This window comes from Acidovorax sp. Root402 (assembly GCF_001425125.1).
Taxonomy (GTDB): Bacteria; Pseudomonadota; Gammaproteobacteria; order Burkholderiales; family Burkholderiaceae_C; genus Acidovorax; species Acidovorax delafieldii.
In genome coordinates this window covers 215,716-228,050 of the sequence record NZ_LMDQ01000015.1, presented here as the reverse complement: position 1 = coordinate 228,050, position 12,335 = coordinate 215,716, and the positions used below count along the sequence as shown (strand labels likewise).

At 66.0% G+C, this 12,335-nt stretch carries 11 protein-coding genes; 10 read left to right on the top strand and 1 reads right to left on the bottom strand.

All coding sequences use genetic code 11. The annotated features are described in order from the left end of the window. Window positions 1-15: 15 nt before the first annotated feature. The 7 genes from flgG to ASC83_RS18000 all read left to right on the top strand — a co-directional run bounded on the left by flgG (window position 16) and on the right by ASC83_RS18000 (window position 8,610). Complete coding sequence (gene flgG / locus ASC83_RS18030; RefSeq protein WP_056065651.1) at window positions 16-798, top strand: flagellar basal-body rod protein FlgG; 783 nt, start codon at window positions 16-18, stop codon at window positions 796-798. 38 nt (window positions 799-836) lie between these two features. Continuing rightward, the gene (locus ASC83_RS18025) at window positions 837-1,559 is read left to right on the top strand and encodes a flagellar basal body L-ring protein FlgH (protein ID WP_056065648.1); all 723 of its coding nucleotides are present in this window, start codon (window positions 837-839) and stop codon (window positions 1,557-1,559) included. A 265-nt stretch (window positions 1,560-1,824) separates the two neighbouring features. Further along, window positions 1,825-2,976 carry a flagellar basal body P-ring protein FlgI gene (locus tag ASC83_RS18020; protein WP_156379554.1) on the top strand — a complete coding sequence of 384 codons (1,152 nt, stop codon included), beginning with the start codon at window positions 1,825-1,827 and terminating at the stop codon, window positions 2,974-2,976. A 51-nt stretch (window positions 2,977-3,027) separates the two neighbouring features. After that, window positions 3,028-3,945 (top strand): flagellar assembly peptidoglycan hydrolase FlgJ, encoded by a 918-nt coding sequence (flgJ, locus tag ASC83_RS18015; RefSeq protein ID WP_056065645.1) that lies wholly within the window; start codon window positions 3,028-3,030, stop codon window positions 3,943-3,945. 25 nt (window positions 3,946-3,970) lie between these two features. Further along, window positions 3,971-5,947, top strand: coding sequence for a flagellar hook-associated protein FlgK (gene flgK / locus ASC83_RS18010; protein WP_056065642.1), 1,977 nt, complete (start codon window positions 3,971-3,973; stop codon window positions 5,945-5,947). 28 nt (window positions 5,948-5,975) lie between these two features. Beyond that, window positions 5,976-7,229: a flagellar hook-associated protein FlgL gene (gene flgL, locus ASC83_RS18005; protein WP_056065641.1), complete on the top strand. Its 1,254-nt coding sequence runs from the start codon at window positions 5,976-5,978 to the stop codon at window positions 7,227-7,229. Window positions 7,230-7,365: 136 nt separating this feature from the next. Next, entirely contained in the window at window positions 7,366-8,610 is a 1,245-nt protein-coding gene (locus ASC83_RS18000) for an HDOD domain-containing protein (RefSeq protein ID WP_056065637.1), read from the top strand. Between the two features lie 69 nt (window positions 8,611-8,679). Here ASC83_RS18000 and ASC83_RS17995 read toward each other — a convergent pair whose 3' ends face one another. Continuing rightward, complete coding sequence (locus tag ASC83_RS17995; RefSeq protein WP_056065847.1) at window positions 8,680-10,176, bottom strand: PLP-dependent aminotransferase family protein; 1,497 nt, start codon at window positions 10,174-10,176, stop codon at window positions 8,680-8,682. 163 nt (window positions 10,177-10,339) lie between these two features. Here ASC83_RS17995 and ASC83_RS17990 point away from each other — a divergent pair, with 163 nt between their 5' ends. From ASC83_RS17990 to ASC83_RS17980, 3 genes are read left to right on the top strand one after another with little or no spacing between them, the layout of a single operon-like run. Further along, window positions 10,340-10,954, top strand: a complete 615-nt coding sequence (locus ASC83_RS17990; RefSeq protein ID WP_056065635.1) for a LysE family translocator — start codon at window positions 10,340-10,342, stop codon at window positions 10,952-10,954. Next, window positions 10,951-11,868 carry a DMT family transporter gene (locus ASC83_RS17985; RefSeq protein WP_056065632.1) on the top strand — a complete coding sequence of 306 codons (918 nt, stop codon included), beginning with the start codon at window positions 10,951-10,953 and terminating at the stop codon, window positions 11,866-11,868. The genes ASC83_RS17990 and ASC83_RS17985 overlap by 4 nt, the downstream gene beginning before the upstream one ends. After that, window positions 11,865-12,335 (top strand): RidA family protein, encoded by a 471-nt coding sequence (locus ASC83_RS17980; RefSeq protein ID WP_056065629.1) that lies wholly within the window; start codon window positions 11,865-11,867, stop codon window positions 12,333-12,335. Before ASC83_RS17985 ends, ASC83_RS17980 begins: the two co-directional genes overlap by 4 nt.

Genomic DNA, 12,335 nt, shown 5'->3' with positions numbered 1-12,335 from the left:
CCCTAAGGAAGCACCATGATCAACTCCCTCTGGATCGCCAAGACCGGCATGTCTGCCCAGCAGACCCAGCTCGACGTCATCTCGCACAACCTGGCCAACGTCTCCACCACGGGCTACAAGCGCAACAACGCGGTGTTCGAAGACCTGATCTACCAGAACCTGCGCCAGGTGGGTGCCAACACCACCGAACAAAACCAGCTGCCCACTGGCCTGCACCTGGGCCTGGGCGTGCGCACGGTGGCCACCAGCCGCAACTTCATGCAGGGCAGCCTGCAGGAGTCCAAGAACAACCTGGATGTCGCCATCAACGGCAACGGCTTCTTTGAAGTGACCATGCCCGACGGCACCGTGGGCTACACCCGCGACGGCTCCTTCCAGGTCGATGCCCAGGGCCGCATGGTCACGTCCAGCGGGCTGCCCGTGGTCAATGGCATCACCCTTCCGGCCAACGCCACCAGCGTCAGCATCAGTGCCGAAGGCGCCGTGGCAGTCACCGTGCCGGGCAACACACAGCCGCAGACCGTTGGCAACCTGGCCATGGCCAGCTTCATCAACCCGGCCGGCCTGGAGCCGATCGGGCAGAACCTGTTCAAGGAATCCGCCGCCTCCGGCCAGCCCCAGCAGGGCACCCCCGGCACGAACGGCCTGGGCATCATCAAGCAGGGGTTTCTGGAAGCCTCCAACGTCAACGTGGTGGAAGAGCTGGTCACCATGATCCAGACCCAGCGCGCCTACGAGATGAATTCCAAGGCCATCCAGACCTCGGACCAGATGCTGGCCAAGCTCGCCCAGTTGTGACCGGAATGCCCCCCGCGCTTTTGCCCAGGACCTTCGCCATGCGCACTTTCACACGCCCTCTTCGCCTGCTGCAGGCACTTGGCTCGCTGCGTGCGGGCATCCCCGCGCTGGGCGCAGCACTGCTGTGCGCCGGCTGCGCCACACTGTCGCCACCGCCGCCGGTGGACATCCTGCCCACCACCCCGCCCCCGCTCGCCGCTGCACCGCGCACCCCGCCCCCGGTGACGGGCGGGCTGTTCCACAACGCCAGCTACCGGCCCGCGTTTGAAGACCGCCGCGCGCGCCTGGTGGGCGACAACGTTACCATCCAGATCGTGGAGAACGTGACGGCCAGCCAGAAGTCTTCGTCCACGGTGGACCGTGACTCCAAGGTCTCTGCGGGCGTGACCGCCTTGCCCTTCACCAGCACCAGCTTCACCGACAAGCTGGGCGTGGGCGCTTCGTCAGGCAACGCGTTCTCGGGCAAAGGCGGCACCGAAAGCGCCAACACCTTCACCGGCTCCATCACCGCCACGGTGGTGGATGTGCTGCCCAACGGCCACCTGGTCATCACTGGCGAAAAGCAGATCGGCGTGAACCAGAACGTGGATGTGCTGCGCTTTTCGGGCACGGTGGACCCACGCGCGCTGCAACCCGGCAGCATCGTGAACTCGACCCAGGTCGCCAATGTGCGCGTCGAATCGCGCGGACGCGGCGCACAAAACGAAGCCCAGGCCATGGGCTGGCTGGGCCGGTTCTTCAACACCGTCACGCCGTTCTGACCGCACTGGGCGCACCGCAAGCGCCCAGGTCCCCAGTCCTTCCGGCATCCGACGGACGGCTGGGTGCGTCCTTTCATCACTACAAATTTGATAGCTATTGGCGCATTTAGCACTAGCGCCTCTGGCCGTTTTTACTCAAAAACCGCCGCCCAGAGCGCCCGCGGGCCGTTTCTGCGCGCGCCTTGCCAACGCGGCTTCAGACCCAGCCAATAAGCCGGTGAACCCGCTTCTTTTTGGGTTTTAGTTCTGGCCATGGCCTACCACAATGGATGCCATGAAAGCCTCGTCCCATTCCCTCTTGCCCCGCACCGCGCGCGTGCTGTGGCTGCTGCTGGCCCTGGTGGCCGCAGTGCTGACAACGCCTGCACAGGCCTTGCGCATCAAGGAAGTGGCGGCGGTGCAGGGCGTGCGCAGCAACCAGTTGACCGGCTACGGTCTGGTGGTAGGGCTGGACGGCACGGGCGACCAGACGACGCAGATGCCCTACACCACGCAGGCCATGTCCAACTACCTGCAGCAGATGGGCATCAGCCTGCCACCCGGCACGGCGTCGCAGCTGCAGCTCAAGAACGTGGCAGCGGTGATCGTCACGGCACAACTGCCCGCCTTTGCCCAGCCGGGCCAGCAGATCGACGTGAACGTCTCGTCCATGGGCAATGCCAAGTCACTCAAGGGCGGCACGCTCATCGTCACACCCCTGCGCGGCGCTGACGGCGAGATCTATGCACTGGCCCAGGGCAACATGGTGGTGGGCGGCGCTGGCGCGTCGTCCGGTGGCAGCAAGGTGCAGATCAACCACCTGAGCGCAGGCCGCATCCCGCTCGGTGCGCAGGTGGAACGGGCCGTGCCCACCCCGCTCAACGAAGGCGACACCATCAACCTGGGCCTGAACGCCTCGGACTTCCAGACCGCCCGCCGCGTGGCGCAGGTGATCAACGCCAAGCTGGGCAACGGCCTGGCCACCGCGCTGGATGGTCGCACGGTGCAGGTCCGCGCTCCCATCGACCCCGGCGCCCGCGTCGGCTTCATTGCCGACCTGGAAGAGTTGCCGCTCGAATCCTCCACGCCCTCAGCCAAGGTGGTCATCAACGCCCGCACGGGCTCGGTGGTGCTCAACCAGTCGGTCACGCTGGGGCCTTGTGCCATCGCCCACGGCAACCTGTCGATCACCATCAGCTCCACACCCGTGGTCAGCCAGCCCAATGCGTTCTCGCAGGGGCAGACGGTGGTCACGCAAAAGAGCGACATCACCATCAACCAGGAACCGGGCAACGTGATCCAGATGCCCGCGTCGCCGCAACTGGCCGACGTGGTCAAGGCCCTCAACACGCTGGGCGCCACACCCGGCGACCTGCTGGCCATCCTGCAGGCCATTAAGGCCGCCGGCGCGCTGAACGCCGAGCTTGAGGTGATCTGACATGGCTCGCCCTGCCGCCGCCGCTGCGCGCACCATCCACCGGGAGCGACCATGGCCCTGACCCTGCCCTCGTCCAGCACCTCCAGCCCCTCGAACGCGCTGGCGGTCGATATCCGCTCGCTCAACTCCCTCAAATACGACGCGGGCACGAGCAACAGCGCACAGGTCACGCGCGAGGCGGCCAAGCAGTTTGAATCGCTGTTCATGCGCGAACTCATCAAAAGCATGCGCGACGCCACCATGAAGTCCGGCCTAATGGAGGGCGAGCAGGCCAACCTGGGCCAGGACATGCTGGACCAGCAGCTGTCTGTGAATATGTCGGGCCTGCAGGGCGGCCTGTCGGAAGCCATCGCCCGCCAGCTTTCGCGCCAGATGGGCGGTGCGGACACCAACTTCTCGGTGCCGTCCACGCTGAGCCTGCCGCAGGCACAGAACCGGTCTGCGACCTCCGCCACCACGTCTTCCGTCGATACCACCCTGCCCGTCCCCAAGGGCCGCGAAGGCTTTGTGCAGCACCTGAGCGGCACCGCCGAGCGCGTGGCGCAGGAAAGCGGCATTCCCGCCAGCTTCATGCTCGGCCAGGCCGGGCACGAAACCGGCTGGGGCAAGAGCGAGATCAAGACCGCCAACGGCGGCAACTCGTTCAACCTGTTCGGCATCAAGGCGGGCAAGGGCTGGACCGGCAAGGTGGCCGAGATCACGACCACCGAATACATCAACGGCACACCGCGCAAGGTGGTGGCCAAGTTCCGCGCGTACGACTCGTACGAGGATTCCTTCCGCGACTACGCCAAGCTGATCACCGACAACCCGCGCTACGAAAAAGCCCAGGCCACCGCCAAGACGGGCTCTGCCGTGGCCTACGCGGCCGAGCTGCAAAAGGCCGGTTACGCCACCGACCCGGAGTACGCCAAGAAGCTCAGCGGCGCTATCAACAGCGCGCTGCGTGTACAGCGCGCCCAGGCGTGATGGACGAGAAGAACCGAGGTAAGCCATGAGTCTGCTCAACGTCGGCGCCCGCGCCCTGCTGGCCAACCAGGTGGCCCTGCAGACGGCAGGCCACAACATTGCCAATGTCAACACACCCGGTTATTCGCGCCAGACGGTGGTGCTGCAGACCGTGCAGGGCCAGTTCACGGGCGGTGGCTACATCGGCCAAGGCGTGGATGTGCAGACAATCTTGCGCAACCAGAGCGAGCTGCTCACGCGCCAGTCGGCCGCGGCTGGATCGACCCAGGCGGCCGACGCCATCCGCGCCCAGCGCCTGAGCCAGTTGCAGGAAGTGTTCAGCGGCGGCACCCAGGGCCTGGGCGCCGCCATCAACGACATGATGAACGCGTTCTCGGACGTGGTCAGCAGCCCCACCGACATCACGGCACGCACGGTGGTCCTTACGCGGCTGGACGAAACGGCCGCACGCATGCGCACCGCCAGCGACCGGATCAACGAGATCGAGTACACCGTCAAGGAACAGCTGCAGAGCAGCGTGACCGCCATCAACAGCCTGGCCACGCAGATGGCCGCCATCAACGAGCAGATTGCCCGTGCCACCGGCAACGGCCAGAGCCCCAACGACCTGCTGGACCAGCGCGACCAGATCATCCGCGACATCAACCAGTATGTGCAGACCACCCAGATCCCGGCGGATGACGGCACCGTGGGCCTGTTCGTGGCAGGCAGCCAGCCCCTGGTGCTGGGCAGCACAGCCGCCAGCCTGTCGATCGACGATGCAACGACTTTCCCGGGCAGCGGACAGTCCAAGCTGTTTTTCAACCGCCCCGGCGCCACCCCCGTGGAGCTGGACGAGAACGTGCTGGGCGGTGGCAGCGTCTCGGGCCTGCTGCGCTTTCAGAACACGGACCTGAGCGAAGGGCGCAATCTGCTGGGCCGCATGGCGCTGGCCATCGGCATGACGATGAACGACCAGCAGAACCTGGGCCTGACGCTCGATGGCGTGCCAGGCAAGGATCTGTTCGCCCTGCCCACCAGCATGCCGGGCTATACCAACGGCGCAGGCGTGGGCACGGTGTCGTTCACCGGCCCCACACAGTTTGCTGCGTCCGACTATGAGATTCGCTTCACCACGGGCACGGCCGGGCAGGTGGTGCGCCTGTCCGACGGCCAATCAACCCCGTTCACCAGCGCTGCCAACCTGGCCACGCTGCAGATCGATGGGCTCAACTTCAACCTGACCACGCCCGGCAACCCTGGCGAGCGCATGCTGTTCAAGCCGTTCAGCACGGCTGCCAACAACATCCAGGCGCTGGTGTATTCGCCGCGCGACCTGGCCGCCGCCAACCCCATCAACGCCGCCATGGGCACGGCCAACGGCGGCACCATGCAGCTGGGCAGCCTCAAGGCCACGGGCCTGCCCAACCCGCCGGGGCTGGTGCTGCCGGCAAATGCCAACCCAGCAGCCATTCCGCCCATCCTGGGGGGTATCCAGTTGCAGTTCACCGCCGGGCCGCCCACGACCTACGACGTGCTCGACCGCGGGACCGCGCCACCCACCTCGCTGGCGACTGCGCAGCCCTACACCTCGGGCCAGCCCATCTCGATCAACGGCTGGCAGATCACGCTGCAGGGCACCCCCAAGACGGGCGACACCGTGGTGATCGGCAATGCGCTGGACCCGCAGTACGGAGACGCCTACACCCGCAACGCAGGCAACGCGAATGCCCTGATGGGACTGCGCGACGTGAAAATGTTTGACGAGTCCACCCTCTCCGACGGGTACGCTGGCGCCATTGCCCAGGTAGGCACACGCACCCAGAGCGCCAAGTTTGCGGAGCAGCTGTCGTCCACCATCGCAGCCAACCTGGAGCGCGACCGCACGGCAGTGTCGGGGGTGAACCTGGACGAAGAGGCCGCCAAGCTGATCCAATACCAGCAGGCGTACCAGGCCTCCGCCAAGATGATCCAGATTGCGCAGAACATTTTTGATTCGCTGATCCAGGGCCTGGGCCGATGAATGCCGCCCCTGGCGTGAGGAGTTCGACATGAGCACAAACATCTACCGCGTCGGCACGGCCAACATGTATGACAACGCGCTGCGCAACCTGGGCGCGCGCCAGACCAGCCTGACCACGCTGCAGGAAAACCTGACCTCTGGCAAACGCGTGGTGCGCGCCAGTGACGACCCGGTGTCGGCCGCGCAGGCCGAACGAGCCCTCAACCGCCTGTCGCGCATCCAGACCGAACAACGTGCGCTGGAGACCCAGCGCAATGCGATTGCACAGGGGGAATCCTCACTGGGCGACGCGGTGAATCTGATCCAGAACTTTCGGGAGCTAGTGGTCAGTGCGGGCGATGCCAGCATGACCCCGAACGACCGCGCCACGGTCGCCAACCAGCTGCAAGGCCTGCGCGAGCAACTGCTGGAAGTCGCCAACCGGAAAGACACCAACGGCATCCCCTTGCTGAGTGCATTGGGCAGCGCGCTGGCGCCGTTCCTGGGCCCCTTGAGCAGCTCCCCCGACTACAGCTTCCAGGGCTTGCCGGGTCAGACGGCGAGCAACGGCGTGACGGTACCGGGGGCCCTCGACGGCGACTCTGCCTTCATGTTCGACCCCACCCGCGACAGTGTCTACACCGCCGGAGTCAGCAACATCCCGGTCGGCCGACAGCTCACCACCACGGCCATCACGCCCACCAACAAAGCTTTGGTGACGGGTGACAACTACACCGTCACCTTCAGCGCAGTGGGTCCAGGCGCCACCACGGGCACCAGCACAGCCACGTACACCATCACCAATACCACCACGGGTGCCGTCTCCGCCCCGGTGGTGGTGCCGGACTACCCGACCGACAAGCCGGTCACCATCTCCGTTCCAGGCATTCCGGGGCTTTCTTTCGACATCAAGGGCAACCCGGCCAACGGGGATACCGTCACCCTGCAGCCCAGCGCGAGCATGTTCAGCACCATGGACAGTGCCATCAATGGCATCCGCAACGCTCCCAACAACAACGGCGCCATCCAGGCCGTGGGGCAGGCACTGGCCAACATCGATATTGGACTGGAGCGCGTACACAACATGCGCAGTTACGCCGGCGAGCTGCTCAATCGCGCAGACCGCATCACCGGCGACCAGGAAAAGCGCTCCATCCAGCTGGAAGGCGACCGTTCGCGGGCAGAGGATCTCGATATGATCAAGGGCATTTCCGACTTCCAGAACCAGCAGGTGGGTTATGAGGCTGCACTCAAGTCCTATGCGCAGGTTCAGAAGTTGTCGCTGTTCAACTTTATTGGCTAGGAGCCTGTGCGGCAGAGGGTGTTCGGGCGCAGAGCCCATCGCACCCTGTGCCAGCAGGCTTCAGCACCGGCTGGTGCACCGTGGCGACACCCATCCCGCGCGCGCCGGCTGGCCCTGTTTTTTTGCCTGAGAGCCCATGGTCCAATCCGTCCTAGGTAGCCTGATCCTGGGCTACCGCCCTTTGTGGAACCGCACCCGCAAACTTGCAGGCATCCAGCTGTATGCCCACAACGAGGCCTCGGCAACCGTCGATGGCGGGCACCTGCTGCGCACGCTGCAGGAGCTGTGGTCGGCCAGCTCGCCGCCACTGCTGATCTCGGCACAGACCCGCCAGCTGCTGTGCGACCTGCTCGAAAACGCGCCACGGGCTGCACCGTGGATCGAGGTGCGCGGCGAGTGGCTGTCGGACTCTGCCATCTATGACCGCGTGAAGGCCGCGCACCAGCGCGGGCTGCGCATGGTGTGGCGGGGCGACATGGACAAGCTGCCCGAGCCCGAGATTGCCCGCTGCTTCGACAACAGCCTGCTGACCTTGCGCCCGGAAGACGCCGTGGCTGCGCTGCAGGCCACGCCCCCACGCCCAGGCAGTGCCGCCGCCGCAGCAGGACCTGTTGCCAAACGCACCCCCAGCCCGGTGCTGGCTGGCCAGATGTACGAAAACATCGCGAGCCGGGCACTGATGGAGCACTGTCTGGACCAGGGCAACGCGATGGCGCTGGCTGGGTGGCCGACGGAGGATGTGCTCTACAGCCTGCGCCACCACCCGCAGCAGCCCTCGCACGCGGTGATCTTCAAACTCATGAAGGCCATCGACGACGAGCAGTCGCTGGAAACCTTTGAAGACATCATGGGCGAGGACCCGCTGCTCGCGTACCGCTTCATGGTCTATACCAACTCGGCCGCCCTGGGCCTGCGCACCGGCATTGATTCGCTGCGCCGGGGCCTGGTGATGATGGGCTACAGCTCCATCAAGCGCTGGCTGTCCGACCAGCTGCCCCATGCGAGCACCGAGGCCAACATGCAGCCGGTGCGCGAAGCCATGGTGATCCGCGCACAGCTCACCGCGCGGCTGCTGGACGCGGGCATCGAGAACGACCTGCGCCGCGAGATCTACCTGTGTGGCCTGCTCTCCCAGCTCGATGAGCTGCTGGGCGAGCCCCTGGGCACCATCCTCAAGCGCCTGCCCCTGTCCGAACGCATCTACGACGCCACCGTGTTGCGCACTGGCCCCTACACCGGCGGTCTGCAGATGGCCTGCGCACTGGAGACAGATGACGCCAGCGCCATCCGCCAGCTGTGCGAGACTTTCGAGATGGACCTGGAAGAGGTCAACCGCGCGCTGCTGCGGGTGCTGTCTGACCTGGAAGTGGAAAGAAAGTAGGCCCCTGCGCCGGTTTTCGGTGGGCGACACCCCCATGCGATTGGGCGACTCCAGGGCAATGTCTGCGGCTCACCGCCCTTGCTCAGCACGCACACGCTCAAAGATGCGCCAGAACGCCGCGTCCTGCGTCGTTGCAAAGTTGATGCGCATGAGCGTGCTGGGTTTGCGCTCGGCATGGAACAACGCACCGGGCGCCAGCAGATAGCCTTCGTCCAGCATGCGCTGCGACAGCGCATCGGTGTCCACCCCGGTCTCCACCCAGCCAAACAGGCCCACCGGCTCGGCCGCAAAGGTGCAGCCCGCCCCCAGGGCGAGCTTGACGCTGCGCGCGCGTGCGGCGTCCAGCCGGGTGCGGATGCGTTCGGCGTGGCGGCGCAGCTGGCCCTGCTCGATGCACAGTGCCAGGGCCTTCTCCAGCAGCGCCGGTGTGGTCAGCGTGGCCAGCAGCTTGGTGTCCAGCAATTGCTCCACCAGCGCAGGCGGCGCGGCCATGAAGCCAATGCGCCAGTTGGGCGCCAGGATCTTGGCAAAGCCGCTCACATAGATGGTGCGCTGCAGGCCATCCAGCGCCGTGAGGCGCGTGGCGTGCTCCGGCGCTATGTGGCTGTAGGTGTCGTCTTCCACCACATGGAAGTTGTGCTGATTGGCCAACTGCAACACGCGGTGGGCACTGCCCGGCGTAAGGCAGTAGCCCGTGGGGTTGTGAAACACGCTCACGCTCACGTAGAGCTTGGGCTTGTGCACCTCGCAGTAGCGCGCCATGACTTCCAGATCCGGGCCATCGGCGCGGCGCGGCACGGGCAGGATGTGCATGCCCAAGGCGGCCAGCCGCGCAAACTCCACCGCCCAGCCGGGCTCCTCCACCATGACCGGGTCGCCCGGGCGCAGCAGGGTGCGGCTCACGATGTCCAGCGCATGCGTGGCCCCCACGGTGGTGATGATGTTCTCAGGCACCGTGTGCACGTTGAGCGTGGACAGCTTTTTGGCCAGCACGCGCCGCAGGCCTGCATCGCCCAGCGGCTCGCCATACTGCAGCGAAAACTCCTGCAGGGCGCGCGAGTTGGTGACCTTGCGCACGGCGGCGGGCATGAAGGTGGACTCCAGCCAGTCGGGCGGAAAGACCCCCATGCCGGGCTGGGGCTTGTCGCTGATCTTGTGGAACATGCCCCGGATCAGCGCCGTGGCGTTGACGGGCGACACCCCTGGACCCGCGCGGCCAGCGGCACGCGCCGCAAACCAGTGCGCCGTGCTCCAGTTGGCGGCAGCACTTTCCAGAGCCAGGTCGTCGGGGCGAGCGCGCGTGTCAAGGTCGCCATCGGCTGCCTCCACCGCTCGGCCACTTTCGCGGACAAAAAACCCTCGGTTCTTGCGCGCCTCCACCAGGCCCTGCGCCAGCAGCTGGTCATAGGCCGCCACCACGGTGGACGGGCTCACCCCATGCTGCTGCGCGCACTGGCGCACCGACGGCAGGCGTGCACCCGGCGCCATCAGGCGGTTGCGGATGCGCTCGGCAAACCGGGTGGACAGTTGTTCGGTCAGCGACTGGGTGGACGATTTCATCAGCATGGTGGCATTCCGCTCGCTGCGCCGCCAGGCGCCGGTGTGTATTGTTTTGCCGGGCAATACAGATTTGCAACTGCGCCGACTGTCTGTACTGATTGTGTATTGGTAGCAAGATTACATTGAAGGCAGATCCCCGACAAGTCCCCCACCCCTTCCCGCACCCACCATGAGCGTCGCTGAACTCACCGCCCTGCTGCTGTTTTGCACCGCCATGAGCTTTTCGCCGGGGCCCAACACCACCTTGTCCACCGCGCTGGCCGCCAACCTCGGGCTCAAGCGCGCGCTGCGCTTTTGCTTTGCGGTGCCTGCGGGCTGGACGCTGCTCATGCTGGGCAGCGGGCTGGGCCTGGGTGCCCTCATCACCGGCGTGCCCGCCCTGCGCTGGGCGGTGACGCTGCTGGGCGTGGCCTACATGCTCTGGCTGGCTTTCAAACTCAGCCGCGCAGGCCAGATGACCGCCATCGACACATCGCGCCTGAACGTGACCTTCTGGCAAGGCGTAGGCCTGCAGTTTGTCAACATCAAGGCCTGGATGCTGGCCCTCACGCTCAGCGCAGGCTGGGTGGTCAATGCCGCAGGGCAGCCCGCCGCCAACCCGGGTGAGCGCCTGGCCATCATTTGCGGCGTGATGATGGTGTTCGCCTTCACCAGCAACTTTGTCTATGCACTGGTGGGCTCGCTGCTGCGCCAGTGGCTGGCGCAGGGCGCGCGGCTGCTGTGGTTCAACCGCACGCTGGCACTCGTGCTGGTGCTCACTGCGTACTGGATGCTCACCCTATGAACCGCGCACAGGAAAAAGAAGCCCTGCTCTGGGGCCTGGTCGGCGTCACGCTGTTTGCGGCCACGCTGCCCATGACGCGGCTTGCAGTGGGCTCTACCGATGCGCCCCAGCTGTCCCCCTGGTTCGTCACGTTCGGGCGTGCCGCCGTGGCCGGCTTGCTGTCGATTGGCTACCTGCTGTGGCAGCGCACGCAAGGGCGCCTGAACCTGCCGGTGCGGGCCGAGTGGCCACTGCTGGGCATCACAGCGTTTGGCGTGATTGTCGGCTTCCCGCTGTTCCTGGCGCTGGCACTGCGCCATGTGCCCAGCACCCATGGTGCGGTGGTCACAGCCCTGCTGCCGCTGTCCACCGCCTTGCTGGGTGCACTGTGGTACCGGCAGCGGCCCTCGGCAGGCTTCTGGGCCTGTGCAGTGCTGGGCAGCGGGCTGGTGCTGGGCTTCATGGTGTGGCGTGCGGGCGGCCTGTACCTGGGCGCAGCCAACATCTATCTGCTGATCGCCATGACCACAGGTGCCCTGGGCTACATCGGCGGCGCCCGCCTCACGCCCCGCCTGGGGGCCGAGCAGGTCATCTGCTGGGTGCTGGTGTGTTGCCTGCCACTCACCCTGCCCGTGGCCTGGTGGTTCGCTCCCGCCGTGCCCTCCAGCATTGGCGCGATGAGCTGGGCGGGCTTCCTGTATGTGGCCCTGTTCTCGATGTGGATCGGCTTCTTTGCGTGGTACCGCGCCCTGGCGCTGGGTGCCGTGCGGGTCAGCCAGATCCAGCTCATCCAGCCCTTTTTGAGCCTGCTGTTTGCAGTGCCCCTGCTGGGCGAACACCTGGATGCCGTCACCCTGGTGTTTGCAGTGGCCGTGATCGCCACCGTCTTCGTGGGCAAACGGATGCCCGTTCAACAACAAGGAGCCCCCGCATGAGTGCCATGACCCCAGAACAGCGACTTCAACAGCTGGGCCTGGTGCTACCCACCGTGTCCGCCCCGCGCGGCAACTTTGACGCCTATGTGCTGGACGGCAACACGCTGTACCTGTCGGGCAAGGGCTCGCCACTGCGCAACGACATGGTGGTGGTCCCCAAGGTGGGCCGCGAGATCAGTGCCGACGAGGCACGTCAGCACGCCCGCGAAGTGGGCCTGCAGCTGATCGCCACCATGCAGGCAGCACTCGGAGACCTCTCGCGCGTGCGCCGTGTGGTCAAGCTGCTGGGCATGGTGAATGCGGTACCCGACTTCATGCAGCACACCGAGGTCATCAACGGCTGCTCCGACCTGCTGGTGGAAGTGTTTGGTGATGCAGGACGGCACGCACGCTCGGCCGTCGGTGTCGGCTCCCTGCCGCGTGGCTTTGCGGTGGAGATCGAGGCCGTGGTGTCGATCAAGGACTGA

Excerpts from the sequence above, each read along its gene's own strand:
- flgG (WP_056065651.1), top strand. The coding sequence starts at position 16 with ATGATCAACTCCCTCTGGATCGCCAAGACCGGCATGTCTGCCCAGCAG.
- ASC83_RS18025 (WP_056065648.1), top strand. The coding sequence starts at position 837 with ATGCGCACTTTCACACGCCCTCTTCGCCTGCTGCAGGCACTTGGCTCG.
- ASC83_RS18020 (WP_156379554.1), top strand. The coding sequence starts at position 1,825 with ATGGATGCCATGAAAGCCTCGTCCCATTCCCTCTTGCCCCGCACCGCG.
- flgJ (WP_056065645.1), top strand. The coding sequence starts at position 3,028 with ATGGCCCTGACCCTGCCCTCGTCCAGCACCTCCAGCCCCTCGAACGCG.
- flgK (WP_056065642.1), top strand. The coding sequence starts at position 3,971 with ATGAGTCTGCTCAACGTCGGCGCCCGCGCCCTGCTGGCCAACCAGGTG.
- flgL (WP_056065641.1), top strand. The coding sequence starts at position 5,976 with ATGAGCACAAACATCTACCGCGTCGGCACGGCCAACATGTATGACAAC.
- ASC83_RS18000 (WP_056065637.1), top strand. The coding sequence starts at position 7,366 with ATGGTCCAATCCGTCCTAGGTAGCCTGATCCTGGGCTACCGCCCTTTG.
- ASC83_RS17995 (WP_056065847.1), bottom strand. The coding sequence starts at position 10,176 with ATGCTGATGAAATCGTCCACCCAGTCGCTGACCGAACAACTGTCCACC.
- ASC83_RS17990 (WP_056065635.1), top strand. The coding sequence starts at position 10,340 with ATGAGCGTCGCTGAACTCACCGCCCTGCTGCTGTTTTGCACCGCCATG.
- ASC83_RS17985 (WP_056065632.1), top strand. The coding sequence starts at position 10,951 with ATGAACCGCGCACAGGAAAAAGAAGCCCTGCTCTGGGGCCTGGTCGGC.
- ASC83_RS17980 (WP_056065629.1), top strand. The coding sequence starts at position 11,865 with ATGAGTGCCATGACCCCAGAACAGCGACTTCAACAGCTGGGCCTGGTG.